The organism is Novosphingobium sp. 32-60-15 (assembly GCF_002280675.1).
GTDB lineage: Bacteria > Pseudomonadota > Alphaproteobacteria > Sphingomonadales > Sphingomonadaceae > Novosphingobium.
Map to the genome: position 1 here is coordinate 80,951 of NZ_NCEN01000013.1, position 26,583 is coordinate 107,533.

A 26,583-nucleotide genomic window follows, 5' to 3' on the forward strand; every position below is an offset into this window, starting at 1 on the left:
TGCAAAGTTGCTGCACGATTGTATGTGTTGCATACAAAATAACATAAAGGTATTCTGCCGCGCATGGAGAGGTTGAATCAGATCATTGCGTCCCACGTTGGGCGGGAAGGGCCGTTGTTGCCCATTCTGCATGATGTGCAGGCAGAATTCGGACATGTTTCGGAAGAGGCGATCCGCGCGATTGCGGCGGCGCTGAATCTTAGCCGTGCCGATGTGCATGGGGTGGTCAGCTTTTATCATGATTTCCACGAAGCGCCCGAAGCGCGCGCGGTGCTGAAGCTGTGCCGTGCCGAGGCGTGTCAGGCGCGCGGGGTTGAGGCGCTGGCGGCGCGTCTAGCGGACAATCCGCGTGTGAAGGTGGAGGCGATCTACTGCCTTGGTCTGTGCAGTGTGGGGCCAAACGCGATGGTGGGTGACAAGGTTCATGCCCGGCTTGATGCCGCCAAACTGGGCGCGCTGGTGGAGGCGCTGGCATGAAGGTCGTTCGGATCAGCGACGATGCGCTGGCGCTGGCTTGCGGCGCGGATGATGTGGCTGCTGCGTTTGCGGCGGCAGGCTGCACGGTTGAACGGGTGTCATCATGGGGCATGCACTGGCTTGAACCGTTGGCCGAGATTGATGGAAAGGGCTTCGGGCCGCTTGAGGCGGGCGATGTGGTAGCGGTGCTTTCAGGCACAAGCGCCAAGGCGATTGGCGCGATTGAGGACCATCCGTTTATGGCCAGGCAGCAGCGTTTCACGTTTGCGCGCGCGGGCAAGACGCGGCCTTTGAGCCTTGAGGATTACGCGGCGCATGGCGGCTGGCAAGGTCTGGCCAAGGCGCGGGAAATTGGCGGTGCGGCCACCATCGCGCAAGTGACCGAATCCGGCCTGCGCGGGCGCGGCGGGGCAGGGTTCCCGGCGGGAATCAAATGGAACACGGTTGCGGGCGCCGCAGCCGATCAGAAGTACGTGGTCTGCAATGCCGATGAAGGTGATAGCGCTACGTTTGCCGACCGCATGGTGATGGAGGGCGACCCCTTCATGCTGATCGAGGGCATGGCGATTGCGGCGCTCGCCGTGGGCGCAAGCAAGGGATACGTCTATATCCGCAGCGAATATCCGCACGCGATTGCCAAGATGGAAGCGGCGGCGCGGGCATCGGCGCATCTGGTGGCTCCGTTCGTGCTGGAAGTGCGCGTTGGTGCGGGCGCTTATGTTTGTGGCGAGGAAACATCGCTGCTGAACAGCCTTGAGGGCAAGCGCGGCGAAGTGCGTGCCAAGCCGCCGCTGCCTGCGTTGGAAGGCCTTTTCGGCAAACCCACCGTGGTCAACAATGTGCTGACGCTGGCGGCGGTGCCGTGGATCATGGCCAATGGCGCGGCGGCCTATGCGGCGGTCGGATTTGGCCGGTCCAAGGGCACGATGCCGATCCAGATTGCGGGCAATGTGAAGCACGGCGGGCTTTTCGAGGTCGGTTTTGGCGTAACCTTGGGCGAATTGGTGATGACCGTGGGCGGGGGCACGGCTTCAGGCCGTCCGGTGCGCGCGGTGCAAGTGGGCGGGCCGCTGGGGGCCTATCATCCGCCTGCCGAATTCCACCTGCCGTTCGATTACGAAGCCTTTGCCGCCAATGACGGCTTGATCGGTCACGCAGGCATCACGGTGTTCGATGATACCGCCGACATGAGTTCGCAAGCGCGCTTTGCGATGAATTTCTGCGCGGAGGAATCATGCGGCAAATGCACGCCCTGCCGCATCGGATCGACACGCGGGGTGGAATTGATTGATCGCATCCGCGCGCGTTCTGGCAGGGTAGCAGACAAGGTTGAGGCGCTGCCGCAGATGCACAATGCGCGCAAAGCCGAACGGTCATTGGGCGATGAAATCACGCTGCTGGAAGACTTGTGCGAGACGATGAAGTTCGGCTCGCTTTGCGCGCTGGGCGGGTTCACGCCCTATCCGGTGCTTTCGGCGCTGCGCCATTGGCCCGAGGATTTTGCGGCACCTGCTGATCGGGAAGCGGCGGAGTGATCCTTGGCGCGGTCCTTGCCGGTGGCCTATCCACCCGCTTTGGCAGTGACAAGGCGCTGGCGGAGTTGGGCGGTCGAACTTTGCTGGACCGCGCAGTTGATGCGCTGGCGGGCCATTGTGATGCGGTTGTGGTGGTGGGGCGCGACGATGCGCCTGTAGCAACCCTGCCCGATTGGCCGCGCGCCGGAATGGGGCCGCTGGGCGGTATTGCGGCGGCGCTGCACCATGCGCGCGATGCCGGATATGCAGAAGTGCTGACTTGCGCGGTGGACAGCGTGGGGCTGGGCGGTGATATGCTGGTCCAGCTTGGGGCCGCGCCCGCCTATTGCGCGGATCAGCCCGTGATCGGTCTCTGGCCGGTCAGTGCTTCGGCAGCGGTCGATGCTATCCTGACCAGCGAAGGCCGCCATTCGATGATCGCGTTTGCGCAGAGCATCGGCGCGCGGGCGGTGCGTTTCGACAATAAACCTGCTAATATCAATACACCGGCGGACTTGTTGGCCGCCGAGGAGCGATCCCATGGGCTATGAACGTCAAGCAGATTTTGGCACACCTGAGGTCCGGTCGGATCAGGAGGTAACCTGTTTTATCGATGGCCGCGAAGTGAGCGTGCCTGCCGGAACCACGGTCATGCGCGCCGCCGCACTTACCGGCGGGTCGATCCCCAAGCTCTGCGCGACCGATAACCTCAAGCAGTTCGGGTCTTGCCGCCTGTGTCTGGTGGAAATCGATGGCATGCGCGGCACGCCGGCATCGTGCACCACGCCGGTTGCACAGGGCATGAAAGTCCACACCCAGAGCCCGCGTTTGCAAAAACTGCGCAAGGGCGTGATGGAACTCTACATCTCGGATCATCCGCTTGATTGCCTGACGTGCAGCGCCAACAACGATTGCGAATTGCAGGATCAGGCCGCTGCCGTGGGCCTGCGCGATGTGCGCTTTGGTTATGAGGGGGAGAACCACCTCGCCCAGCCCACCGACACGTCCAACCCCTATTTCGATTTTGATCCCTCCAAGTGCATCGTCTGTTCGCGCTGCGTGCGCGCTTGCGATGAAGTGCAGGGCACTTTTGCGCTGACCATCGAAGGGCGCGGGTTCGGATCGAAAGTTTCGGCAGGCGTTGCCACGGACAGCTTCTTCTCGTCCGAATGCGTATCGTGCGGGGCCTGCGTGCAGGCCTGCCCGACCGCCACTTTGCAGGAAAAGGCGGTCAAGGAAATCGGCAAGCCCGAACGCGCGGTTGTCACCACTTGCGCCTATTGCGGGGTGGGCTGCACTTTCCGTGCGGAAATGCGCGGCGAACAGCTGGTGCGCATGGTGCCGTGGAAGGATGGCAAGGCCAATCGCGGGCATTCCTGCGTCAAGGGCCGCTTCGCATGGGGCTATGCCCAGCATCAGGAGCGCATCCTTTCGCCGATGATCCGCGAGAGCATTGACCAGCCCTGGCGCGAAGTGAGCTGGGAAGAGGCGCTGACGTATACCGCCAGCCAGATCAACCGCATCCGCGACACATACGGCCGCAATGCGCTGGGCGGGATTACGTCGAGCCGCTGCACCAATGAAGAGACATTTCTTGTCCAAAAGCTGATCCGTGCAGGCTTTGGTACAAACAATGTCGATACCTGTGCGCGGGTGTGCCATTCGCCCACCGGCTATGGGTTGAAGACCACGTTCGGCACGTCTGCCGGAACGCAGGACTTTGATAGCGTTGAAGATTCCGACGTTATTCTGGTAATCGGCGCGAACCCTACCGACGGCCACCCTGTTTTTGCCAGCCGGATGAAGCGCCGCCTTCGCCAAGGCGCAAAGCTGATCGTGATCGATCCGCGCCGCACCGATCTGGTGCGCAGCCCCCACATCGCGGCAGATTACCACCTGCCGTTGCGTCCGGGCACGAATGTCGCGGTCTTGACCGCACTGGCCCACGTGATCGTGACCGAGAGCTTGGCCGACGAGGCGTTCATCCGCGAACGCTGCGATTGGGATGAATACCAGCACTGGGCCGAATTTGTTTCGGCAGAGCGCAACAGCCCTGAATTCCTTAGCCCCGTAACCGGCGTTGATGCCGAGACCATTCGCGGCGCGGCGCGGCTTTATGCCACGGGCGGCAATGGCGCGATCTACTATGGCCTTGGCGTGACCGAGCATAGCCAAGGCAGTTCGACCGTGATGGCAATTGCCAACCTTGCGATGGCGACCGGCAACATCGGCAGGCGCGGTGTGGGCGTTAACCCTTTGCGCGGGCAGAACAATGTGCAGGGCGCCTGCGATATGGGCAGCTTCCCGCACGAGCTTTCGGGCTATCGCCATGTGTCGGATGCCGCCACCCGCGCGCTGTTTGAAGCGGAATGGGGCGTGGCAATCGACCCCGAACCCGGCTTGCGGATTCCCAACATGTTGGATGCCGCAACCGACGGCACGTTCAAGGCGATCTACATTCAGGGCGAGGATATTCTCCAGTCCGATCCAGATACCAAGCACGTCGCAGCAGGCCTTGCCGCGATGGAATGCGTGATCGTGCATGATCTGTTTTTGAACGAAACAGCGAATTACGCGCATGTGTTTCTTCCGGGATCAACCTTCCTTGAGAAGAATGGCACCTTCACCAATGCCGAACGCCGCATTCAGCCGGTGCGCAAGGTGATGGAGCCGCTCAACGGCTATGAGGACTGGCAGGTTACGCAGGAACTGGCCCGCGCCATCGGTCTTGACTGGAATTATACGCATCCATCCGAAATCATGGACGAAATCGCGAGGCTGACGCCGACGTTTGCAGGCGTGAATTACAAGCGGCTGGATGCCGAAGGGTCGCTGCAATGGCCGGTCAACGATGCCGCGCCGGACGGTTCGCCGATCATGCACATGGACGGCTTCGTGCGTGGGCGTGGCAAGTTTGTGGTGACAGATTACGTGCCGACCGACGAGCGGACCGGCCCGCGCTTCCCGCTGCTGCTGACCACAGGGCGCATCCTGAGCCAATATAACGTCGGCGCACAGACCCGGCGCACGGCCAACAGCGTTTGGCATGAGGAAGATTTGCTGGAAATCCACCCGACTGATGCGGAAAATCGCGGGGTGAAGTCTGGCGATTGGGTGCGCCTTGCCAGCCGCTCGGGCGAGACGACGCTGCGGGCGCAAGTGACCGACCGCGTGGCGCCGGGCGTGGTTTACACCACGTTCCATCACCCAGCGACGCAGGCCAATGTGGTGACGACCGATTATTCCGACTGGGCCACTAACTGCCCGGAATACAAGGTTACGGCGGTGCAGATCACGCCATCGAACGGGCCGAGTGACTGGCAGGAAGATTACGAGGCGCAGGCCGCACTGTCGCGCCGTATTCAGGGTTCGGCGATGGAGCCTGCTGAATGAGCGGGCAGACGGCGGAAAAGCTGGCTTATATGGCCAACCAGATCGCACGGAACATGGCGCTGGATGAAGCGCCAGTGGCATCGGTTGCCGATCATATCGTGGCGTTCTGGACGCCGGTGATGATCGACATGCTGATCGCCGAGGGACAAAGCGCGCTCGATCCCATTGCGGCCGGGGCCATCCGGCGAATAGTTGAGGGGCGCATTCCGCCGCCGCAAAACCGGGCAACCGATCCGCAGGTCCACGGCTCCGATGCCGGTTGAAGGCGCGCAGCCGTTCTGTCTGCGTGAACATTTTGCTGACGGCGCGGCTTCGCGTGACGTGGACCGCCTGCTGATTGAAGAAGCGCCGGTTGCGATCGAGATCAATGGTGTTGGCTATGCCGTGATGATGGCAACGCCGACCGAACTTGAAGATTATGCACTGGGTTTTTGCCTGTCGGAACAGTTGATTGCATCGCCGGACGAGTTTGTTAGCGCCGATGCCTTTGCGGTTGATGCAGGCGGTTGGATGCTGCGGGTGCAATTGGCGGCATCAGGTGCGGGGCCATTGCTGGAACGCGCACGGTTGCGTCTGTCTGAGGGCAGTTGCGGGCTGTGCGGGATTGAAAGCCTTGAACAGGTGATGCGCCCGCTGGCACCAGTGACATCGCGGCTTGAGGTGGAACCGGCAGCGATGTTTCGTGCAGCAGAAGCGCTGAGTGACGGGCAAGTGCTGGGCAGGGCCACGCGGGCGGCCCATGCGGCGGCATTATGTGCGGCAGATGGCACGATCCTGCTGGTGCGCGAGGATGTGGGACGGCACAATGCGCTGGACAAGTTGCTGGGTGCAGCGGCGCGGGCGGGCTTGAGCGTTGCCGGGCATTTCATCGTGCTGACCGCGCGGTGCAGTTTTGAACTGGTGCAAAAGGCGGTAATTGCCCAAGTGCCGCTGCTGGTGACGATCTCCGCCGCATCAACCCTCGCAATCGATCAGGCTCGGGCGCATGGCCTCAGGCTGGTGAGCTTGGCACGGCGGGACAGTTTGCTGGAAGCCTGAGCACTGCCATCGCGTCCAGCGCGCGGGCGATTCCATCCATCGACGCGGGTTTGTTTAGCAGTGGGCCATCAGGGGCACCGGAGCGTTTATCCAGCGCGGCGTGGCCGCTCAGATATGTGAAAGGCACACGATCACGAACCAACCGTTCAGCCACCGGTATCGATGTGTTCTCTCCGCCGAGCGAATAATCGAGCAAGGCGCAATCGACCGGGCCTTCGTCGAGCAAGGCAAGCGCCTGGGCGACAGTTGCAGCAGCGCCGACAGGTTCGTGCCCCAGATCAGCAATGCTTTCTTCCAGAAGCATGGCAAGAAGCGGCTCATCTTCGACTATCAGGACACGCATCGATGATCCTTTAATATCCAAGATTGCCAAAAATTGGGGCGCTGAACCTGAGGCGGGCTTTCGCCTTGCCACGATTATGCAGATACAGCAATTGTGGCGAGGGCGCGATGATTGCCGGGGAGGATGATGAGGCCATGGCGACGGGCGATACACCAGAGCCGACACGCTATTCTGACCAGGCATCGGCCAGCAATGGCGAACGCAGTTGGGCAACGGCGCTGGCGGTTGTTCTTCATGTGGCCGTGTTGTGGGGCGTGATCCATGGTTTTGGCGGCGTTCCTGCGCTGACTCCGCTGGTTGAGGACGCCTTTACAACCAGCACATTCGATGTGCCGCTGGAGCAGCCAAAACCGACGCCGACGCCAACAACGCCCGAACCGGCAGGCGCATCGGCAGAAGAGGGGCGCAAGGCAATTGCCAAGGCCACGATTGCCAAGGCCAAAGTACCCGCCCGCAAAGTGCCTGCGCCGCCGGTAGCGTCGAGCGGGAACGATGTCCTGTCAGGTGCCGCAGCGCAAGGCCAAGGGACCGGCGGCGGCGAAGGCGTGGGGACCGGCAGCGGAGCCAGTGGCAACGGTTCTGGCGGCGGACTGGCGCGCAAGGCCGAGAAGATCGCGGGCGATATCCGCTCTACTCGCGATTATCCCCAAAGCAGCCAGCAACAACGCATCGGCAAGCGGGTGGTTATCTTGTTGAGCGTTGGGGCCGACGGGAGGGTGACGGGCTGCAAGATCTGGCGGGCGAGCGGCGTACCCGAGGCAGATGCGGTGACGTGCAAGCTGGCGACAGAGCGGTTCCGGTTCCGGGCCGCGACAGACAATGACGGCAATCCGGTGGCATCGACATATGGCTGGGAGCAACGCTGGTTTGCCCCTTGATTGTTGCGGCGCACAACTGCTGTGAAAGGCAAAATGTGGCCTAAGGCGATGAAGCGCCGACACTTTGCGACGAGTGGATGAAATATTGCTATCATATTGCTGCGTTGCGGTGCAACCGTATCGCCTGCGGTGCGTTCACTCACTGACGGTAGAGACGCTGCAACCCCGCGCGCCTCCCGCAGTATTGGAAGAGCACCTCGCCATGACGGTCAGCACCAATCGAAACAGACCTGCCGCAGCTGCAAATGCCAGCGCGGTGTTGTCAATCCTGCGCCCAGCAGATGCGCAGTCGCGCCACCGCATCGCCCTGATCGGCGGGTTTCGACCGCGGATGTGCGGTATCGCCACGTTCACGACCGACATTTATGAACAGCTTGGTGTGCATCACGACGATGTGATGGTCGACCTGCATGTGATCGACGATCATCGCGCGCCTTTGGCCTACGATGGCGTGCGTGGAACGATCCGGTCAAACCAGCTTGAGGATTACCGCAACGCCGCGCGGCGCATCAATGAAGATGCGGTTGATGCGGTCTGGCTTCAACACGAATATGGCATATTCGGCGGTGAGGCGGGCGATATGGTGCTTGATCTGGTGGACCGGCTGGCCGCGCCATTGATTGTGACGCTGCACACGGTTCTGGCCAATCCATCGGCGAAACAGCGCAAGGTTCTGGAGCACTTGTTGCGCCGTGCATCGCGCGTGATGGTGATGTCTGCGCATTCGATGCAGTTGTTGCGCGATCACTATGACGTTGATGCAGGGCGGATTGCAGTGATCCCCCATGGCGCGCCTGACCGCCCGTTCGGCCGCGAGGAGGAGCACAAGGCCAAACTTGGTCTGACCGGCAAGCGTGTAATGATGACGTTTGGTTTGCTGGGACCGGGCAAAGGTCTTGAAACAGTTATCGAGGCTTTGCCTGCCATCGTCGAAAACCACCCGAATGTGATATATCGAATTGTTGGGGCCACGCATCCAAACCACGTTTCGAACGAAGGTGAGGGCTATCGCGAAGGGTTGATGGAACTTGCAGACAGGCTGGGCGTTGGCAGCAATGTGCAGTGGGACAATCGCTTTCTTGATAACGAAGAGCTGCTCGACCAGCTTGAAGCCTGCGATATCTATTTGACGCCCTATCCCAATATGCAGCAGTCCACTTCGGGCACGCTCAGCTATGCTGTGGCGCTGGGCAAGGCTGTTGTTTCAACGCCTTATGTCCACGCCCGTGAACTGCTTGCCGATGGGGTGGGCGTGCTGGTGGAGCCCCGGCATCCAGAAGTTATTGCCGACGCGGTCAACCGGTTGCTGGACGATCCTGCCGAACTTCAGGCGGTGCAGCGCCGTGCTTGGGACAAAGGGCGTGAGACGATCTGGCCATGCTTTGCCGGCGCCGCACGTGCGCTGGTGGAAAGTGTAGTGGTGCAGCCGGTTCGGGCCATACCTTTGCTGGCAACGCCAGGGTTTTCAGGGGTTGTGGCGATGAGCGATAGCACCGGCATTTTCCAGCATTCGATCCTGACGGTGCCGGACCGCCGCCACGGGTACTGCATCGATGATAACGTGCGCGCGCTTATGTTGATGGGCGTTGCCGATGGTGTCCCGCTGGTCGAGCGCCAGCGGTGGGCAACGGTTTACGCCTCATTCATCCAGCATGGCTGGAACCCGGATTGTGCCGCATTCAGAAACTTCATGAGCTTTAACCGGACATGGTGTGAAGACGTGGGGTCCGATGATAGCAATGGCCGCACGCTGTGGGCGTTGGGCCACGCGATGGGACACGCCCCTGATGAAGGCTTGCAGGTGTGGGCAGCGCAATGGTTCGACGTTGCATTGGCCCCGGTGGCGGCCATGGGATCACCGCGTACTGTCGCGTTCATGATGCTTGGCTGTGTCGAGGCTTTGCGGGTCAATCCCGGGCATGAAGCGGCGCGGGTTGCACTTGCCCAAGGCGCTGCGTTGCTGGAAGGCCTGTTGGCGGCTTCGCGCAGGCCGGATTGGGCGTGGTTTGAAGCTGTTCTGGGCTATGACAACCCGCGCCTTCCGCAAGCACTGATCGAGGCCGGGTCCATGCTGGGCCGTGACGATTGGCTGGAAAGCGGGCTGTTGAGCCTGCGTTTCATCGCGCGGCAACAAGTTTCGGCCCAAGGGCACTTCCGTCCGGTGGGGTCTGAAACATTTGGCCAGTTTTATGAAAGCCTGCCGTTTGACCAGCAACCGGTAGAAGCATGGGCGGCGATTGATGCGGCGGCCGCGGCCTATTGTGCCACGGGCGATATTGGCTGGCTGCGCCATGCCGAGACGGCCTATCGCTGGTTTTTGGGCGGCAACGATCGCGGCGAAGTGCTGGCCGATATTGCGACCGGGCGCTGCCGCGACGGCGTGACGCCACAGGGTGTGAACCTGAATTGTGGTGCGGAATCAATACTGGCGTTCCAGCTTGCACATTATGCTATGTGCAGATTGGCCAATCGTTCAGGCACCGGCAAGACCGTGGCGACCAATGTGCCAGCCGATGTCAGACAAGAACGGATCAACTATAAAGGTACGCAACAGCTTGCGGGTACTTGAACAAAGACTTCATGCCGATCCATCGCGGGTTGTGCTCAGACCGTTCCATCTTGGCTGGCAAGGGCCGGGCGGGAAAAGCGCGCGTGCCGAAAAGCTTGTCTCGGATGTAGCATCGCTAAGCGAGGACGTTGCAGCGGCGGAATATACGCGCGTTCTGCACGATTTTGAAGAGCGTCATTGGCAAACCGAGCAATTGTTTCACGAACGGTACGCCGAGATCGAGACTATGCTTGGTCTTGATCCAACGGCTTATTCGGACTTGCGCAAGCGGCTGATCGGGGCCTATTTTTGCCACGAATATACGTATGCTGCAGCGGCTTTGATGAACCCGAGCATCGTGCCCCATCCTGATCAGTCGGGCATGGGCGATGGCGCGGTACGTTTTATCATGAGCCTGCGCGCCGTGGGGGAAGGACACATCAGTTCAATCGTCTTCCGCGAGGGCATTGCCCTGCCGGATGGGACGTTTGAATTGTGGCCGCAAAGCCATTTTGCCACCGCCATGCAAGCCGATGACAGTCTTGCCGCATTGCGTTCCGATGGTGCGGTTGGTGTGCATCGTCACGCCGAAAGCAGCCTTTCCAACAGTGTGATTTTCCCGATTACCGAGCAGCAGCGTGGTGGCCTGGAGGATTTGCGGATGGTGCGGTTCGATCACGGCGGCGGTGATTACGAATGGTTGGGGACTTATACCGCCTATTCAGGCGCGTCGATCCGTTCGGAATTGCTGCGCACCTGTGATTTCCGCAAATTCGTGCTTGAACCGATTGAGGGCAAAGCGGGCAGAAACAAAGGCATGGCCCTGTTTCCGCAAAAGGTTGACGGGCAATATTGCATGGTCGGCCGGCAAGACGGCAAGAACCTGTTCCTGTTGCGATCCGACCGGATGGACTGCTGGGACGATGACGGAGTGCTGTTGATGGAGCCGAAATTCCCCTGGGAATTCGTCCAGATCGGCAATTGTGGCAGCCCCATCCTGACCGAGCATGGCTGGTTGCTGTTCACCCACGGCGTTGGCGCGATGCGCAAATATGCGTTGGGCTGCGCGCTGTTGGACCGCGATGATCCGTCAAAAGTCATTGCCCGTTCTGCCAAGCCGATCCTGACGGCAATTGATGCTGACAGGTTCGGCTATGTTCCCAACGTGGTTTACACATGCGGGGCGCTTTTGGTCGGCGCGCAACTGCTTATTCCCTATGGAATTTCCGATAGCGCCGTGGGTTTTGCGTCAACATCGGTCGCCGATCTTCTGGCAATGATGCAGGAAACGCCCTAGAAGCCGGGTTAAACGTGAAGAGTGCAATTTCGATCAAGGCGGAATATGAACGATATTATTCCTGTTATCCTTTGCGGTGGAAGTGGCACCCGGCTTTGGCCGCGTTCAAGGAAGTCAAAGCCCAAGCCATTCTTGCCGCTGGTCGGTAATACAACCCTGTTCACTGCCACGGTTCTGCGTTGCGAAGGGCAGCAAGGCTTTGCTGATCCGGTTATCGTTACCGGCACGGCGCACCTTGACCACGTTGAGGAGCAGCTGCCCCATCGCGACAAGACCCGCATCCTGGTTGAGCCTCAGGGCCGCAACACGGCTGCAGCCATCGCTCTTGCGGCGCTGGTCCTGCCGGAAGACGCCATTATGCTGGTTTGCCCGAGCGACCATCACATTGGCGATACGGCTGCTTTCCGCAATGCGGCACGGGCTGCGGCAAAGCTGGCAAAAGACGGGTGGCTGGTGTCTTTCGGCATTTCGCCGACGTCACCGGAAACGGGTTTCGGTTATCTGAAGCAAGGTGAACTGATCGCAGGCACAGCTGGCCGCAAGGTTGAGCGGTTTGTCGAAAAGCCGGACCTTGCCCGCGCCATGGAGTTTCTCTCCAGCGGGGAATATGCATGGAACGGCGGGATCTTCGCGTTCGGGGTTGGCACGTTTCTGGAAGAGCTGGGCAGGTATCGGCCCGATATTCTGGAGGCCGTGCGCGCTTCGGTTGACACAGGGGTAACCGACGGGATGCGGTTCTATCCCGACGCAGATGCCTTTGCTCAAGTGCCAAGCCAATCGGTTGATTATGCGGTCATGGAAAACACCAATCGCGCAGCCATGGTACCGGCAACGATGGCGTGGTCAGACATCGGCAATTGGCAAGCTTTGTACGAAGCGCAAGAATTGGACATTGCCGGAAACGCCACGTTCGGGCGCGCTGAACTCGCCGATTGTTCGAACGTTCTGGTGATGAGCGATGGCCCGCGTGTGTCAGTCGTGGGCGCGTCGGACTTGATCATCGTGGTGGATGGCGACGAGGTTCTGGTCTGCACGCCGGAAGGTGCGCAATCTGTAGGCAAGCTAAGCGGAGCGGCCAACCAGTGACCTTGCTGACCAAACGGCTGGTCGAAAAGCCTTGGGGCGTTGATGAACTGCCCGCGCCGTTCGTTGCGCCCAAAGGCCAACGCATCGGCGAGGTCTGGTTTGAACCACCGCCTGAAATGCCGAACATTCTCGTCAAGTACATCTTCACCAGCGAAAAGCTGTCAGTGCAAGTGCACCCCAGTGACGCACAGGCAATCGCACTTGGCGAAACGGACGGCGGCAAGGAAGAATGTTGGCTGGTAATTGCCGCCGAACCCGGCGCAACGTTGGGCATTGGCTTCAAGCACCCGCTTGATGCCGAGGCAATGCGCAAGGCGGCGCTGGACGGCTCAATCGAAGATTTGATGATGTGGCACCCGGTGCAACGGGGTGACTTCTTCTACATTCCGGCAGGGACTGTCCACGCGATCGGCGCAGGCGTCAGCCTGATCGAAGTGCAACAAACGAGTGACATCACGTACCGGCTGTTCGATTACGGGCGGCCGCGAGAGCTGCATCTGGATAAGGGTATCAAGGTCGCCAATGGTGCGGTGTACGGTGCCGCAGGGCAGCAGCATAATGCAATGAACGCTTTCGAAAGCCTTGCATCCGGGCCTTACTTCAGTGTTGAGCAGGTAAATGCACTGCCGAACGAAGCAGCCTCTGACGGGTGTGATAAGCCATTTCTGGTCATTCCAATCACCGGGTCGATCGATATTTCTGGCGCAATGCTGAACGTGGGTGACTGCGCCATGGTTATGCCAAATGATGCGGTTGTGTTTTCTGATGCCACGACTGCGTTGGTTGTACGTGACAAAAAATTAGCCTGATTGCCAATGTGCCCGCGTTAGTTGGCCTCTTTGTAGCATCAGAAATTCGCGACATTTTGCAGGGTTAGCAGCGGCAAGAACAACTGGCTGACAATCTGGACCAGCTTAGACGGCTGGTTGGCGGATGCATTGCCCACATACAGAACGTCTTTGTCTGCCATCGCAAAGCGTTGCGACAATAGGTAAGACTGCGCCTGCATCATGTTCATATGATATACGACTGGCACGTCCTGGCCGTCCGGTCCCTTGCTTTGCCGAAATACAAAGACAGCGCGCGGATCGCCGGTGTTGGGATTGGAACCGCCGCCAAGGGCGATTGCTTCGGCGAGAGAAACTTTGGCTGCGGGGAATGGAATCTGCTCTGCTTTACCGGCTGCACCCAGAACGGAGAAGCTGCGGGGCAAGGTCACCACCGAAATGCGGTCAGCCGGGAAAATGCGAATATCCCGGTCCCCGCCGTCAAGTACGTCGCTTAGGCGGAACTCGCCGCTTGCCTCGCCTCTGCGGACGCGGATTGCAATATCTTTGATCTCGCCACGGTTACCACCAGCCAAGGCAATGACATCGGATAGCGTTTCGCGGTTTGTGGGCAGCACCAAACGGCCCGGGCGCGTCACGTCACCGCCAATGATGACCGAATTGGTGAGGCCTTCGCGGATGGCGACAAGGACTTGCGGGTTCTGCGATTTGCGGCGCAATGATTGGCGAATGAGCCGTTCCACTTCATTCGTGGTGCGCCCTGCAACAGGCAATTCGCCGACAAACGGGATGTTGATGGTGCCAGCATCGCTGACGCGTGTTTCGGGCAGCCGTTCCCCCTTTGCCGAGGTGTCCACTTCTGTTCCGCCCACAGACGGGGTGCCCCGCCCAAACAGCGTGATGCCGGATTCGTAAATGGTGATGTCGAGCATGTCGCCCGCTCCGACAAGTTCCGTCGGAGGTGGGGGCGCATAAGTTGTCCCGAATGAATGTTCAGCGGGTAGTCCGATATGAGGGATATCTGCTGCAGACTTCACTTCCACCAATTTGATTCCCAAATCGCTTGGGGCCTTCAAAATTTGTGAGCGAACTTCTGCTCCGGTCGGGCCGCTTGACGGGATGGCGGTGCAGCCTGCAACCATGACGGTTGCGGCAAGCAAAGTGACCTTTGCGGAAACCGAAAAACTTCGCGAGATATTCATATCATGACATCCTTAACCTTCACCCGCAGCGACTTTAAAGGAGGAGGGCGGGTGAGGTTTGCACTTCAAGATCGGGTCAGGCCTCTTGCCTTATCGCTGTATCCCTAGCAGTCTTGCCAGCTTGGCTGCAAGGCCGGGGCGGCGCTGATCTGCACGGGACGGGCGCGGCGTGACCGGTGAACTTTCTGCCGATTTACCAAGCTCTTCCCCAAGATATTGGTTCGGTCGCAATGCGCCATCATTGATTGCATGAATGGTGCGCAGGTGTAAATCTCCGATGGACTCGTCCGAAAACGCCGGGGTGTAGTAAATGCAATCGTCAAAGTAATAGTGCGTGACTTGTGACCAGCGCGTAAGGCGGACGTCATTTTGTATGCTTCCACCGTGTAGCAGATTGGCACACCAGATTAATGCCTGCCCCTTTCGTGCCAGAAATGTCTCGGGCTTTGCGTCATGCGCTTCGCGTAGCGCTTTCCATGCCGATGCGTAGGGGTCCTGTGCGGATATCAAATTACTGCCGCGGCCCCGCCGCCCAATCATGGCATTGGTCATTATCGGCCACTTGTGCGAGCCGGGGTAGTAAAACAGCGGCCCGGAATCGGGACTGATATCTTCCTGCGCCAACCAGACGCCGCACATGAAGCGTTCTGGCAAGCTGGAGAAATGGACCGAATCTGAATGCGCGTCCTGTTGTGTCCCGACAGGAAAGTTCAGTGTCTGGAAAGGGAACGCGCGACGCCCGTAAAGTTTGCTTAGCAGGTCAATGACGTGCTGGTTCGAAGCAATCGCTTTCACGTCGGGATCAAACTGCCAGGCATCCTGGATGCGGTGATGGTTTTTCGTTTTATCCGCTTCCGGATTGGCGAAATTTATTTCGTAGCGCGGGCCCAGGTTCGCCTGCAGCCGTTCAATCCGGCTATCAAGATCGGCGTCGGGAAAGTCGAATACGGCAAAGCCCCGCTCGCGTAGGTCGTTGGCGATGCGGGCTTCTTCATCTGTCAAAGCGAGAAACGGGCTGATCGAGGGGAAAAGGGGCGACTCGATTAGAGGTATCCCGGGCAGTTCGTTGATCAAGATCGCTTTCCCTTTCTGAAGCCATCGCGCAGCTGGTCAATCATGATGCGCAGGGCACGCTTATAGCCACTGGGGCCTTCCATCATCCGGCGGACTATATGGCTCCAATCATGACGGACGGTGCCGCGGTCATCGAGCCCGCAGTATATCTGCCAGAATTTGTTATGGCCGAGGACGCGGGGCATATGCCAGACCCCGTGATAACCAAACGTGGAATGAACGTCGCCGGCTCTCTCGGCAGAGAAGCAATCCGCGATGAAATCAGGCGCAAATCGCATGCCCTGGCTTTCGAGCCAGGGACGGTTCTTGCGGCAGATTGTTAAATCTTCGGGATGAGCGGGTACGAACCTGGGTGATTGGCATAACCGCAGCAGGCGCTGGCTGCGCAACGAAAAGCCTCCGTTGCCAACGTTGTGCCCATCGGTGAATTGCGGCCAGCTTGCTCCGATGTAATCAAAATCCAGATAGTGCGGCTGCCAACCGTCTGCATTGATGACGTGGCCGTCCCATTGCACGACCAGGCAATGGGATGTTGTGATGTAGTCAGCCAGATGCGCGAGCAGAAATTGGGAATATGCCGCAGACGATGTCATCTTCGCAATGCGGACAACCTCCACGCCAAAAGGTGCAGGGCCGATGTCGACATCGGTCAGCAGCAAGCATTTGGCGAAGTCTGCTTTTTCCATACTTATGGCCAAAGCCTGTAGTGTGGCGGCCATGTTGACCGAACTGATCGCGCACAGCGTCACTTGCGGTAAGGACAGGCGAGAAGAGGGAGGTGAAGCGGGCATGGCGTCAGATGGCGACGGCAAAATGTTCTGCCGCACGGCTCAAGTGGCGATGGTGATACGGGTCGACGATCCGGTCAGTCCCCCATTTGCGCTGCAGGGCAGCCAGCTCGCCGGCGAACCGGGCTGCGCCAACAGGATCGCGATCAAACCCGCGCGAGACGGATTCGTGATGGATCAGGACAGCACGAGGCTCGTAAAACGATTGCCATCCCTGTTGATTCAGCCGCAAGCAAAAATCCACATCGTTAAATGCGACGGGGAAGTTCTTTTCATCCAGACCACCGACAGCTTGGAAGCGGCTTTTTTGCACAACGAGGCAAGCGGCGGTTACGGCTGAGATGAACTGCGGAAGGGCATGGCGGCGGAAATATCCCGCATCTTCTGGCCGCAGATAGCGATGGGCATGCCCCGCGGCGTTGCCAACGCCGATGACCACCCCTGCATGCTGGATACGTCCATCAGGATAGAGAAGTTGTGCGCCAACGGCGCCGACTTCATCCCGGACGGCTTGGGTTGCAAGCGTAGCAAGCCAGTTTGGCTCTTTGATCTCGATGTCGTTGTTCAGCAGGCACAGAAGGTCGCCGCTTGCTGCTGCGGCTGCGCGATTGTTCATGGCTGAATAGTTGAACGGACCGGGATGACGCATGACAGTCATCCCGTGTGCTTGGATCTCGTCAAGGTAGGCCAGCGTTTCTGGTTCATCGCTATCGTTGTCGACCACAATGATCTCAATTTTCGGGTAATCAGTCGCTGCAAGACCGTCGAGGCAGGTTCTGAGCAGGTCTACCCGGTTGCGTGTTGGCACGATGATTGAAATTGATGGAAGTTCTTCCAGCAATCGAAGGGGCTGTGCCGCGATATGTGGCAGCGGGCGCGAACGGCGATGGTGGAGCAATTCTGCGAGATGGCGAACTTGGCCCCGGCCGGCGGATTGCGCGACAAGTTTCTGCGCCCAGCCGTCGCTATGCCCGATTGATAGCAGGTCGGCCTTGTTGGCTGCTACAATGCATGACCCCGTTAGAAAATCGAAGTGCTTGAATAACTCCGGGTTCCAGTCAGGTTTGAAGTGTGGCCGGAGATAGCGTCCCCAACGATCCATCTGATCTTCGTCTGCGTAGACGACGTTAAAGGAGCCCGTTGAGACGACTGCGCGATAGGCGGCTGCAGCGCCGGGCGCGAGCAGGTCACCCGCCTCGACAGGCAGAAGCCATGGCCCCGCATCCCAATCAATGTTTTGCGATGCTGCAACCAGATCAGTCCCGGGTTCTCCGATGATGAAAGCCTCGACACCTTCAAGTGCAAGGTTTTCCATCGTTGCATTCAGCTGTGATGGATCAGCGTCTTTGCCGGTGTCTGTTTGCACAAGCGCTATGATCGGGCGATGCGGGCAAGGTGGGCTGTGGACGCGCTCGGCTCTGCCCTTTTGAAGGCCCCAAAGCATATAGGCGCGCGGGGAGCGGCTGAGCAACACTGCGAATTGGCCATTCGCCCTTACGCGCTTGCGTAGCACCCACCACTTTGTCGCGACAAGATAGTCGCCAGGTGCCAGCCGAAAGGCATCAAAGTGAATCCGGATCCTCAACCAGACATTCAGTAAAGCCGCGACAATCCGACGGGCTGGAAGGGATTGCATTTTCACTGCCCTTTTTCGGCGGACCAGACTTGCATGCAGCCGTGGCGGGATATTCCCGCCCATGGCCAATCTTCAACAAAAAAGCTGCTTCACTTTCATTGACGGCTAGAGATTGGTGTACCTTTCGAGAGCAGCGTCGACATCGGTGTACATCGTCCCGCGACAGGCATCCAACAAAAGAGCGCTATCGCAATATTCGCGGATGGTTTCTACGCTATGCGAAGCCACCAGCAAGGCCCGGTCGGCGCGCTTTTCGAACAACTCGTGGTGGCACTTCCGCTGGAAATTCTGGTCACCGACAAGGATGATTTCGTCAATCATGTAGCAATCGAATTCGATGACCAAAGACAGCGCAAAAGCCAGGCGTGCGCGCATCCCTGAGGAATAGGTTTTTACCGGCATGCGCAATTGCCTGCCTAATTCGGTGAAATCCTCCACGAAATCGCGGATATCACGATAGCTTTTCCCATAGATTCTGGCGATGAAGCGCGCGTTGTCATAACCGGACAGGCTTCCTTGAAAGCCTCCGCCAAAGCCGAGTGGCCATGACACCGACATGTGCCGCTCAATCTTGCCGCGGGTCGGCATCTCAACCCCGCCGATCAGTTTGATCAAGGTGCTCTTGCCCGCGCCGTTGCGGCCCAGCAGGCCTACTTTCTGGCCGGGCATGATTGTGAAATCGAGCCCGTCAAACACCAGCTTTTCGCCGTGGCCAGCCCGGTAGACCTTCCGCAGGTTTGTACCGACGATCATTCGACGGTCAGTATCTTGCGGACATGGCGGCACAGAAACATCCCGAACATGAGCAATATCATGGGGATGATGATCGGGACCGTGTAATTGTAATAGGGCTGGACGTCGGTGCCGAACACGCCTGCGCGCATCATTTCCATCGCGTTGACCGGGGGGGACCATTGCAGGACGTTGCGCGCTTCAGGGGTTAGCCATGACATCATGCTGAACGTGCCCGAAACGGGGATCATGAGGTAAGTCGTTACGGGCATGAACTTTTCCAGCACGCTCGACATTTCTGATGCGGGCGCGATGATGAAGGACATGGCCAGCGTAAAGAAACCGTAGAGGAACCATCCGGCAAGGAACAAGCCAAGGTCTGTCGGCACGGGGAAGAAGCCGAAATAAATCAGGATCAGTGCAACGAACAAATAGGCCATCAGGCCGCCAATGAATTCGATGAGAAACCGCACAAAAACGAAATCGAAAATCTTGATCTGGCGATGGTAAAGCAGGCTGCCGTTGGCTTCGAAGACCATGATCGAACGGCTTACGGAATGGCGAAACAGGGTTAGCGGAAGGTAGCCGGTGATCACGAAGGCAACCACGCTGACCCCGTGATCTTCCGGCCCCTTCAAAAATGTCCACATGATCGCCACGAGCGAGCCGAACAGCAAAGGTTCGGCCATGACCCACAAGAAGCCGATGTTTTCGCGCCCGAACCGTGTGGTGAGTTCACGCTGCATCAATGCTCCGATTACACGAAGCTGGATGCGCCAACCCTCACGAAACGATGCCACTGTCATTTGTCCGGAGAATGTTCGATGATCCCGACGACAAGCATCCATCCGATAAGATAGAGGCAAAGCGCAAGGCCCGCGATGGTCAGGATCTTGATCAACCGGTTGGGCAAAAGCGGCTCGTCAGGCAGGTTGGGTTCAACCACGCGCTCAAGATAGAACTTTTGCTTCAGCGCATCGGTGCGCGCTTGTTCCAGCGCGGCGTTTGCTGCTGTCAGCATCTGCTCGGCAAACTCTTGTTCGGACACCAGACTTTCATATTCACCGAGCTTCGATGCGATTGCCTGTGGTGTCCCTACGATCTTGCCGCTTTGGACGTTGATCTGGCGCTCCAAGGCCGCAATTTTCATGCGCAGTGCAGGAATGGCGGGGTTGTCGGGCGCTGCGCTTTCCACTTGCTCCAATTGCGCTTTGACGACGGATTGTTCGATGATCAGCCGGTTGGTGGATTCCAGACCGACGGCTGCCTGCCGCACAGGGTCAATGATATCCTGCGAATTGCGATATATTCGTAACGCAAGCCGAGCCTTTTTAAGACGGCCTTCGGCTGCCACAATCCGGCTTTCCGCCTCTTCGATGGCATTTGCTTCGGCGCGCTGGTTCAGGAGGTTGACCATCCTTTCGCTCAGCAACAGCAGTTCCGCATTTACATCGCGCGATTCCTTGGGCGAGAAAGCCCACACCTGAAGCGCCACGATGCCGGAGTTGTGATCCACGCTCGGCGTTACGGCATTGCCGTAATATTCGTAAAGATCCTCGAAAGTGTCGCTGTCCAACGCACCGGGGAAACGCGACAGCACATCGGCGTCCGTTGTGCCATATATTTTCTTTAACGGCAGGCGCTTGTTAAGATCGTCCAGAGCGTTGCGCGAGCGCAGATATTCGATGATTTCGTTAGCCTCATCGCGGCCCGGGCTCATCCCCGAAGTCTGGATGAGGTTGGCAAGCGTGGCCGACGCCGTCGGGCGCTGGCCCGGGCTTTTGATAACGAAACGGGATTCCGAAACGTAGCGGTCTGACGCAACAAAACCGTAATAAACCACAGCCACCAAGATTGGAAACACTACGAAGAGTGAAACCCACACGTTCCTTCGAAGCAATGAGAGGATCCTCGAGCCTGCGTTTTCGGCCCCAGAAAAAGAGTTATTTGAGACAGGTTCCACTATCGGATTATACCGTTTCCACTGTTGGTGTACGACGCCAGCCGTTAGCTTGATTGCGAAGTGTTTGCAACACAGGCCGGGCTTGAGGAACGATCAAACGATCTGTCTGCAACGCAGACGTTAGCTGATCTGATTTCGCCCGAGGTTTAGTCCATTCGTTCCTGTAAATCACATGATGACCGCGGCGCTGCTGCGTTGACGAATTCGTTTGAAATTGTAAATCACAGCCATCTACGTAGCCTGCATCAGGCAGTTGAAAAGATTGAACCAAAATGGATAAAATAAAGAGAATTGATGAGTTCGCTGCTTATGCGAACAATTACAATTATGTCTCGTTCGATCTTTTCGACACACTCATTCGCAGACAATTTCTGACAGTTCACCAGATCCATGATTTGGTAAGTGCCTATGCGTTGGCTCTTTTAGGCCGACATGGGTCCATGCCAGTTAGCGACATGACATCGCTACGCTATCGTATGGGCGGCGCACTGAAGGCAGCGCCGGAACTTCTTATCCAAGAGCCGTCGGCCGAGCAGGTTTGGGACCGTTTGCTCTCGCACGATCAAGGGGTGAAAGACGCGGGTCGTCGCCAGGAACTGGTCGAACAGATTGTGCGGTTCGAGCATGAACTGGAAATGACCAACCTTAGGTTGGTCGAGGGAGCCCGCGAACTGCTTGAGAACCTGCGTGCCAGCGGGAAGACCCTGATCGCGATTTCAGACATGTATTTTAGCCATGCTTACATGCAGAAAATTCTTGAGCGGCTAGAAATCTACGATCTCTTTCACCACGTCTATATCTCTGCCGAAGTCAATCTGACAAAGCAAACCAGTGACTTGTTCCGCCATGTTCTCAAAGACCTGAACTTGGCGCCTCATGAACAAATCCACGTCGGCGATAATCTGGTTTCAGATGTGGAGATGGCAAACCTTGTCGGCATTGAGGCAGTGCTGGTTGTTCAGCATGAATTGCTGAAACTTGACCCTCGCGGCTACGGTAAGCGCGAACTCGTTGCCGAAGATGTCGCTGATTTGGTGAAGGCGCATCTCTTTACAGTGCTCTTTGACGTTTTGAACCGCCGGGCTACCCAAATATATTTCATGGCGCGTGACGGCATAGCTGTACGCAATTTTCTTGGCGCTTGGGGATCACCTCTGCGCGATGCGTTCCTGCCCACTCCCGATCATAGTGAGCTTTATCTCAATCGGGCGTTGACGTGTTGGGCCAATGTCGATTTTTCGACCGACTGGCTTTCGACTGCTATCGGATGGGCGTTCTGGCTCAAAGAGGGCAAGGCTACCCGGCACGAGATTGCGCAGTTGCTCGGTGTACCACCAGTGCTGGAAGAGGTTGGGAGCGAAGTTCTTGAGGCTGCCGTTTTCCAGTTCAAACTGGCCGATGCTTATCGCGAAGCGGGCTATGAAGAACTGATCAAGAAACAAATCATTGCCAAACGCCAAGCGATTGAATCCTATCTGAAGGGCGTGGGGTTCTACGAGCATGCCGCAGTAGCGATTTCCGATGTCGGATATTCCGGCACTGTTGCAAGGGCGCTCAACACGATCCTAGTGCAGCGATGCGCTGAAGGGAGCGAACTGTTGCCTCCTACGGCTATGCTCCATCTCATCGCCACGAACGAAAATTACAGTCATAACAAGATACACGCCCAACCACATTGTCTGTATTCGGCGCAGGCGGTCATTCCAGCGCATGCGATGCCGAGCACGCTCACGGGATCATACGCCTGGTTGGAGTATTTCTTTAAACATCCCACATTGATGCCGATCACCCAGTTTCGGGATGAGGATGGCAAGGTTGTGCCTGACTTGCGCATGCGTGATAAGCCGCTTCCGACCGCGGGAAACAACGAACTGCTTGATTTCGCGATAGACAAGCCCAGTGACTTGATCCTGATGTGGATGGCGGCGACCGATTGTTACGGTGAACTCTGCGGTCCTATAATTCAGCGGTTTGCAGAGCCAGACCGCAAGACACTCGACCAGATGCGTGGTGAGGTTTACGAACTCGACCCAATCGAAGGCACGACCCGTCTGGTTTACTTGGAAATGCCCAGTGCCCGACCAGATACGATCGAGGCCTTGGCGCGAAGTCGAGATTATTGGATCGCGGGATCATTGGCAGCGTCGCGCTTCGCTGAAGCTGACGGACGAGAGATGGACGACGACAGCGGCAAAAATGATGGCTTTCCAACACGCCAGAGCAAGCCGAAGTGGTGGAAGAAGCTGCTCGGATCAAGGCTCACGTCGTTTATTCAATCACCAAACGGCTTTGAAGCCGATTTCTATCGCTCTTTCTACCCTGACGTAGCAGAATTGGGCGGCGAGGATGCACTGGTTGCACACTTCGTGCGCCATGGCCGGAAAGAGAACCGTTTCGGCTCACGCGCGGCATTTGTGGGGCAGCTTGAGGTGGAGTTTGGGCAGCTTCCGTCTGATTTTGACGCAGAAGCCTATTTGCACTTCAACCCGGACGTGGCCGTTGCCTATTCCACGCCGGAAAAAGCTCTTGACCATTTCATGCGTCATGGTCGTCATGAGGGCCGCAATTATCGGGCGCCAGTACAGGAAATTGACAGAGAGCTTAACCGACTCTTGCGGGACGGAAAAATCAGTCTATCCGATGAGGAGAGTAAGCTACTCGGCGGTGAAACGACAGTTCTTGCGCTTTATCTTGCCAGATTCGGACTCAAGCCCAGTGCTTGGCTTGAAAAGATTGATGTTGTCGAATTTGCTGCGTTGAACGGTCATTGGGCTGGCAGCGTCACGACAAGGGCGGAGGCGCTTGTAGCACTTTGCGAGCACGGGCTTATTCGAATGCCATCGCTATCGCTGGCTGACCCGTTTGACGCAAATTATGTTAGAACGACCTATCCTGAGCTGTCGAAACTGACCGATTATCAGCTTTACTGCACATGTCTGCAGCGGATGCAGCCGACCTCCGAAGCTGCAGCTTTGATGAAAGTGTGGCGGGCGCCATTTTATCCGGAATCATTCCGATGGCTCGCATGGCAGGCAACGCATGCCAAAATTCTGGCGAAGGCGGGCCGCGTACAAGTTTTGCAGCACTTTCTTGCGCAAAAAGGGATGGATCGTATCGGCTACATCTCGGGCGAAGACGCACCCCGTCTGCTCGAGTTTCTAGGGCATCAAGCAAGATGGCGCGATGGCTCGGTTGATAATGCCAGCTTCTACTTTGAGGAGGCGATCAAGCGCAACGGAAGCGTCGGTTGGTTCGAGCATCTTCTAGGCGAGCTCCACTTGGCCGCCGGGCAGTCTGATCGCGCAATAACCCATTTCTGCAAAGGTGCTGCGTCTGATACTCCGAACCGCTGGTCGGTTCTTCACGCGGCCGAACTTTTGCTGCAGCAAGAGGCGTACAGTCCCGCTCGCGAGGTACTGGAGCAGGGGCGCGCGCTTTGGCAGGATTTGGCACCCTGGCGCCAACTCTGGCGGCGAGCAATCGGACACGAAGTCTCTACCATAATGAGGAAATTTTCGGCTAACCCACAAAGAACCGAGAGGCTCGAAAAGCTTGACATTGTGATGTCACGACTGCGTGGTGAATTTGCAGAACAGACAATTGCGAAAGCCAAGTCTGGGTCGGTCCTGGTAATTACAGGACGAACCATGGCGTTGCATGAAAGGTCAACTGCGCCTGCCGATATCACGGTCAAGGGATTGTGGTGCATAGAGTCACGCGAGGTGACTGCAGACTTGATCCTCCACGAGACTCTGGTCCTTCACGAGGTGCCGTGTACCGCTGATGTGCTTGAAGCTATTGCGATTGCTCGGTCTATGGGGAGGCGTGTGGTCTCCTGGCTGGGTGATCTTGGTGTGTGGGAAGGCAAGGTGCTGACCGACCTAGTGTGCAACCCACAAGGCAGCGAGGCAGGTTGGCTAAAGCGCAGCCACGTGTGGGAAATGTGCTTGGTTGCAAGATACTGTGATCAGATCGTATCAACCATGTCTGGGCTTGTGCCCGCTATTTCCCATTGTGCCGGTAAAGTACCGCTGACCATCTCCGCTCGGAGCTATCAGCGCACGAGAGACGATGAATCTGCCCGTGCGATCATGGTGCTCATCGCGCCAGAGTTCGACGCGCGCTCTCTAAAACCAGTCGTCAAATCGATCAATCGCTTGGCAGAACTGGGGGCCGGGTTTGTCTTCACCGTTGACCAGCGGGTTGCCGGACATTCAGATCTGACTGTCGACGATCGCAGGCTTATGGTGTTTGAACCGGACACGGCCTTGCAGTCGCTTGCAGATTCTGTCGGGTCTTGGGATTTCATCATTCAGATCGCGTCAAATCAGACAGTGGAGCCTTACTGCGCCACGGAAGAGGCGATGCAGCACGACGCCGTAGGATTGATGCTCACCCTACCAATGACAGAACACTCGGCAACTAGCAGAAGAAATGATGGCACAGTGAAGCAACTGGTCGGAAGCGATTCTTTTGACGCCGAACTACTTGTCGAACGTGTGATGCATTTTAATGCCACGCCCTCCGCAAAGTCAGATTCCGAAGGGAAATCTGCGCAATTTACACACCCTCTCGCTGTGCAGGGCAAGCGTAAGCCGCGGTTGTTGTTCGTCAACGTCTGGTATCCACCCCAGACTATCGGTGGAGCCACAAAGGTCTTGGCCGACAATGTCGAGTACATTCTCAATCACCATCAAGACACGTTTGACTTGCAGGTTTTTGCTACCGACGAGCACAATGATCGCTTTGGCGAGATGAGTCTCGGTCAGCATGACGGGGTGCCTGTTTTCCGCTTTGCCGCTCCGCAGGAAAACCATATTTACTGGCGCCCCAATCTGGCTCTCGCAAATGCCAGCTTCAGTCGTCTGGTAGATAGCTTCCAGCCAGATCTGGTGCACTTCCATTGCCTTCAAAAACTTGGCGCGGGTTTATTGGAAGTATGTCAAGCAAAGAACATTCCGCACTTCGTCACTTTGCACGACGGCTGGTGGCTTTCCGATAACCCGTTCATGACCGACCCTGATGGACGCTATTTCCCAGCAACTAAAGACATCATGGCTTTGCGCAGAAATCCGGCGATCGACACACTCGATTCGTTAAATCGCGCTGCTAAGGTTCGGAAGGTTCTGTCAAAGGCAACGCGTCGTTTGGCTGTTTCTGAAGGATTCGCCGAAGTTTATCGCGCATGTGGAATAGATTGCGACGTCATCGAGAATGGGGCTTCGCGCTTGGCATTGGAACCGCGCGAGATGGCAGGCCGCACGGTCAACCTTCTGCATTTAGGTGGATTGGAACGACACAAAGGTCTTTATCTTGTCGAGGCCGCATTGAAGCGAGCGCAATTTTCCAATCTGCATTTGACGGTTATCGATCTGGCACGCGATGCTGCGTATTCAAGCAAGGCACTTTGGGGGGCGACTGAAGTCACTACGCTTGGGAGGCAACCTGGTGCTGCATTGGCGAAGCTTTATGCCCGGAGCCATGTGCTGCTTGCGCCATCCACTTGCGAGGAAAGCTTCGGCTTGGTGACGCGAGAGGCGCTTCAGCAAGGTTTGTGGGTTGTCGCTGGCAACCGTGGTGCAATGGCCGCACCTGTGCAGGAAGGCATCAATGGCTTTGTAGTGGATGTTGTCGATGCCAGCGCTCTTAGTCGTGTTTTAGCCGAAATCGACAGCAACTGCTCGCGTTTCCAAAACTCACCCAGTGTTGGACAACCGTTACGGACAGTGGATGATCAATCGCGTGAATTGGTGCAACTTTATCTCGAAGAATTAGGTCACAAATGCTGAAGGCCGAAAGCCTTTTTTCCGACGGTAAGATAGCATC

Annotated in this window: 20 protein-coding genes; 12 read left to right on the forward strand and 8 right to left on the reverse strand. The window is 57.6% G+C overall.

Annotation, left to right across the window (positions count from 1 at the left end; genetic code table 11):
• The first annotated feature begins 63 nt into the window (after nt 1-63).
• Genes B7Y89_RS11280 through fdhD form a run of 6 tightly spaced genes read left to right on the forward strand, consistent with a single transcriptional unit; the run spans nt 64 to nt 6,422 of the window.
• Nucleotides 64-477, forward strand: a complete 414-nt coding sequence (locus B7Y89_RS11280; RefSeq protein ID WP_292938598.1) for an NAD(P)H-dependent oxidoreductase subunit E — start codon at nt 64-66, stop codon at nt 475-477.
• The gene (locus tag B7Y89_RS11285) at nt 474-2,012 is read left to right on the forward strand and encodes an NADH-ubiquinone oxidoreductase-F iron-sulfur binding region domain-containing protein (RefSeq protein ID WP_292938599.1); all 1,539 of its coding nucleotides are present in this window, start codon (nt 474-476) and stop codon (nt 2,010-2,012) included. The genes B7Y89_RS11280 and B7Y89_RS11285 overlap by 4 nt, the downstream gene beginning before the upstream one ends.
• Complete coding sequence (locus B7Y89_RS11290) at nt 2,009-2,542, forward strand: molybdenum cofactor guanylyltransferase (RefSeq protein ID WP_292938600.1); 534 nt, start codon at nt 2,009-2,011, stop codon at nt 2,540-2,542. The genes B7Y89_RS11285 and B7Y89_RS11290 overlap by 4 nt, the downstream gene beginning before the upstream one ends.
• Nucleotides 2,532-5,384 (forward strand): formate dehydrogenase subunit alpha, encoded by a 2,853-nt coding sequence (fdhF, locus tag B7Y89_RS11295; RefSeq protein ID WP_292938601.1) that lies wholly within the window; start codon nt 2,532-2,534, stop codon nt 5,382-5,384. Before B7Y89_RS11290 ends, fdhF begins: the two co-directional genes overlap by 11 nt.
• Complete coding sequence (locus B7Y89_RS11300; RefSeq protein WP_292938602.1) at nt 5,381-5,647, forward strand: formate dehydrogenase subunit delta; 267 nt, start codon at nt 5,381-5,383, stop codon at nt 5,645-5,647. Before fdhF ends, B7Y89_RS11300 begins: the two co-directional genes overlap by 4 nt.
• Entirely contained in the window at nt 5,637-6,422 is a 786-nt protein-coding gene (fdhD, locus tag B7Y89_RS11305; protein ID WP_292938603.1) for a formate dehydrogenase accessory sulfurtransferase FdhD, read from the forward strand. The genes B7Y89_RS11300 and fdhD overlap by 11 nt, the downstream gene beginning before the upstream one ends.
• Here the strand turns inward: fdhD and B7Y89_RS11310 are convergent.
• The gene (locus tag B7Y89_RS11310) at nt 6,376-6,765 is read right to left on the reverse strand and encodes a response regulator (RefSeq protein ID WP_292938604.1); all 390 of its coding nucleotides are present in this window, start codon (nt 6,763-6,765) and stop codon (nt 6,376-6,378) included. The genes fdhD and B7Y89_RS11310 overlap by 47 nt on opposite strands.
• A 107-nt stretch (nt 6,766-6,872) precedes the next feature.
• On the opposite strand from B7Y89_RS11310, the gene B7Y89_RS11315 reads away from it, so the two are divergent.
• From B7Y89_RS11315 to B7Y89_RS11335, 5 genes are all read left to right on the forward strand, one after another.
• Nucleotides 6,873-7,643: a TonB family protein gene (locus B7Y89_RS11315; protein ID WP_292938605.1), complete on the forward strand. Its 771-nt coding sequence runs from the start codon at nt 6,873-6,875 to the stop codon at nt 7,641-7,643.
• A gap of 202 nt (nt 7,644-7,845) precedes the next feature.
• Complete coding sequence (locus B7Y89_RS11320; RefSeq protein WP_292938606.1) at nt 7,846-10,212, forward strand: glycosyltransferase family 4 protein; 2,367 nt, start codon at nt 7,846-7,848, stop codon at nt 10,210-10,212.
• The gene (locus B7Y89_RS11325; protein ID WP_292938607.1) at nt 10,157-11,488 is read left to right on the forward strand and encodes a glycoside hydrolase family 130 protein; all 1,332 of its coding nucleotides are present in this window, start codon (nt 10,157-10,159) and stop codon (nt 11,486-11,488) included. Before B7Y89_RS11320 ends, B7Y89_RS11325 begins: the two co-directional genes overlap by 56 nt.
• Before the next feature lie 45 nt (nt 11,489-11,533).
• The gene (locus tag B7Y89_RS11330) at nt 11,534-12,574 is read left to right on the forward strand and encodes a sugar phosphate nucleotidyltransferase (RefSeq protein ID WP_292938608.1); all 1,041 of its coding nucleotides are present in this window, start codon (nt 11,534-11,536) and stop codon (nt 12,572-12,574) included.
• Nucleotides 12,571-13,383 (forward strand): class I mannose-6-phosphate isomerase, encoded by an 813-nt coding sequence (locus B7Y89_RS11335; protein ID WP_292938609.1) that lies wholly within the window; start codon nt 12,571-12,573, stop codon nt 13,381-13,383. Before B7Y89_RS11330 ends, B7Y89_RS11335 begins: the two co-directional genes overlap by 4 nt.
• Before the next feature lie 38 nt (nt 13,384-13,421).
• On the opposite strand, the gene B7Y89_RS11340 is transcribed toward B7Y89_RS11335, so the two are convergent.
• The 7 genes from B7Y89_RS11340 to B7Y89_RS11370 form a co-directional block, all read right to left on the reverse strand.
• Nucleotides 13,422-14,564 carry a polysaccharide biosynthesis/export family protein gene (locus tag B7Y89_RS11340; RefSeq protein WP_366416054.1) on the reverse strand — a complete coding sequence of 381 codons (1,143 nt, stop codon included), beginning with the start codon at nt 14,562-14,564 and terminating at the stop codon, nt 13,422-13,424.
• Between the two features lie 90 nt (nt 14,565-14,654).
• Nucleotides 14,655-15,638, reverse strand: coding sequence for a phytanoyl-CoA dioxygenase family protein (locus B7Y89_RS11345; protein WP_292938610.1), 984 nt, complete (start codon nt 15,636-15,638; stop codon nt 14,655-14,657).
• Complete coding sequence (locus B7Y89_RS11350) at nt 15,635-16,429, reverse strand: DUF5672 family protein (RefSeq protein ID WP_292938611.1); 795 nt, start codon at nt 16,427-16,429, stop codon at nt 15,635-15,637. Before B7Y89_RS11350 ends, B7Y89_RS11345 begins: the two co-directional genes overlap by 4 nt.
• A gap of 4 nt (nt 16,430-16,433) precedes the next feature.
• A complete protein-coding gene (locus B7Y89_RS11355; RefSeq protein ID WP_366416057.1) occupies nt 16,434-17,792 on the reverse strand; it encodes a glycosyltransferase family 2 protein in 1,359 nt (452 codons plus the stop codon).
• A 375-nt stretch (nt 17,793-18,167) separates the two neighbouring features.
• A complete protein-coding gene (locus B7Y89_RS11360) occupies nt 18,168-18,815 on the reverse strand; it encodes an ABC transporter ATP-binding protein (protein ID WP_292938613.1) in 648 nt (215 codons plus the stop codon).
• On the reverse strand, nt 18,812-19,540 hold the full coding sequence (locus B7Y89_RS11365) for a capsule biosynthesis protein (protein WP_366416060.1): 729 nt from the start codon (nt 19,538-19,540) through the stop codon (nt 18,812-18,814). The genes B7Y89_RS11360 and B7Y89_RS11365 overlap by 4 nt, the downstream gene beginning before the upstream one ends.
• Before the next feature lie 56 nt (nt 19,541-19,596).
• The gene (locus B7Y89_RS11370; RefSeq protein ID WP_292938615.1) at nt 19,597-20,757 is read right to left on the reverse strand and encodes a Wzz/FepE/Etk N-terminal domain-containing protein; all 1,161 of its coding nucleotides are present in this window, start codon (nt 20,755-20,757) and stop codon (nt 19,597-19,599) included.
• 272 nt (nt 20,758-21,029) lie between these two features.
• Between B7Y89_RS11370 and B7Y89_RS11375 the strand changes: the two genes are divergently transcribed.
• Nucleotides 21,030-26,546, forward strand: coding sequence for an HAD-IA family hydrolase (locus B7Y89_RS11375; RefSeq protein WP_292938616.1), 5,517 nt, complete (start codon nt 21,030-21,032; stop codon nt 26,544-26,546).
• Nucleotides 26,547-26,583: the final 37 nt, after the last annotated feature.

What these genes read in the sequence shown, in the direction of transcription:
- fdhF (WP_292938601.1), top strand. Translation starts at nt 2,532, where the DNA reads ATGGGCTATGAACGTCAAGCAGATTTTGGCACACCTGAGGTCCGGTCG.
- B7Y89_RS11315 (WP_292938605.1), top strand. Translation starts at nt 6,873, where the DNA reads ATGATTGCCGGGGAGGATGATGAGGCCATGGCGACGGGCGATACACCA.
- B7Y89_RS11365 (WP_366416060.1), bottom strand. Translation starts at nt 19,540, where the DNA reads ATGCAGCGTGAACTCACCACACGGTTCGGGCGCGAAAACATCGGCTTC.
- B7Y89_RS11300 (WP_292938602.1), top strand. Translation starts at nt 5,381, where the DNA reads ATGAGCGGGCAGACGGCGGAAAAGCTGGCTTATATGGCCAACCAGATC.
- B7Y89_RS11375 (WP_292938616.1), top strand. Translation starts at nt 21,030, where the DNA reads ATGGATAAAATAAAGAGAATTGATGAGTTCGCTGCTTATGCGAACAAT.
- B7Y89_RS11310 (WP_292938604.1), bottom strand. Translation starts at nt 6,765, where the DNA reads ATGCGTGTCCTGATAGTCGAAGATGAGCCGCTTCTTGCCATGCTTCTG.
- fdhD (WP_292938603.1), top strand. Translation starts at nt 5,637, where the DNA reads ATGCCGGTTGAAGGCGCGCAGCCGTTCTGTCTGCGTGAACATTTTGCT.
- B7Y89_RS11330 (WP_292938608.1), top strand. Translation starts at nt 11,534, where the DNA reads ATGAACGATATTATTCCTGTTATCCTTTGCGGTGGAAGTGGCACCCGG.
- B7Y89_RS11340 (WP_366416054.1), bottom strand. Translation starts at nt 14,564, where the DNA reads ATGAATATCTCGCGAAGTTTTTCGGTTTCCGCAAAGGTCACTTTGCTT.
- B7Y89_RS11325 (WP_292938607.1), top strand. Translation starts at nt 10,157, where the DNA reads ATGTCAGACAAGAACGGATCAACTATAAAGGTACGCAACAGCTTGCGG.
- B7Y89_RS11280 (WP_292938598.1), top strand. Translation starts at nt 64, where the DNA reads ATGGAGAGGTTGAATCAGATCATTGCGTCCCACGTTGGGCGGGAAGGG.
- B7Y89_RS11350 (WP_292938611.1), bottom strand. Translation starts at nt 16,429, where the DNA reads ATGCCCGCTTCACCTCCCTCTTCTCGCCTGTCCTTACCGCAAGTGACG.
- B7Y89_RS11285 (WP_292938599.1), top strand. Translation starts at nt 474, where the DNA reads ATGAAGGTCGTTCGGATCAGCGACGATGCGCTGGCGCTGGCTTGCGGC.
- B7Y89_RS11320 (WP_292938606.1), top strand. Translation starts at nt 7,846, where the DNA reads ATGACGGTCAGCACCAATCGAAACAGACCTGCCGCAGCTGCAAATGCC.
- B7Y89_RS11360 (WP_292938613.1), bottom strand. Translation starts at nt 18,815, where the DNA reads ATGATCGTCGGTACAAACCTGCGGAAGGTCTACCGGGCTGGCCACGGC.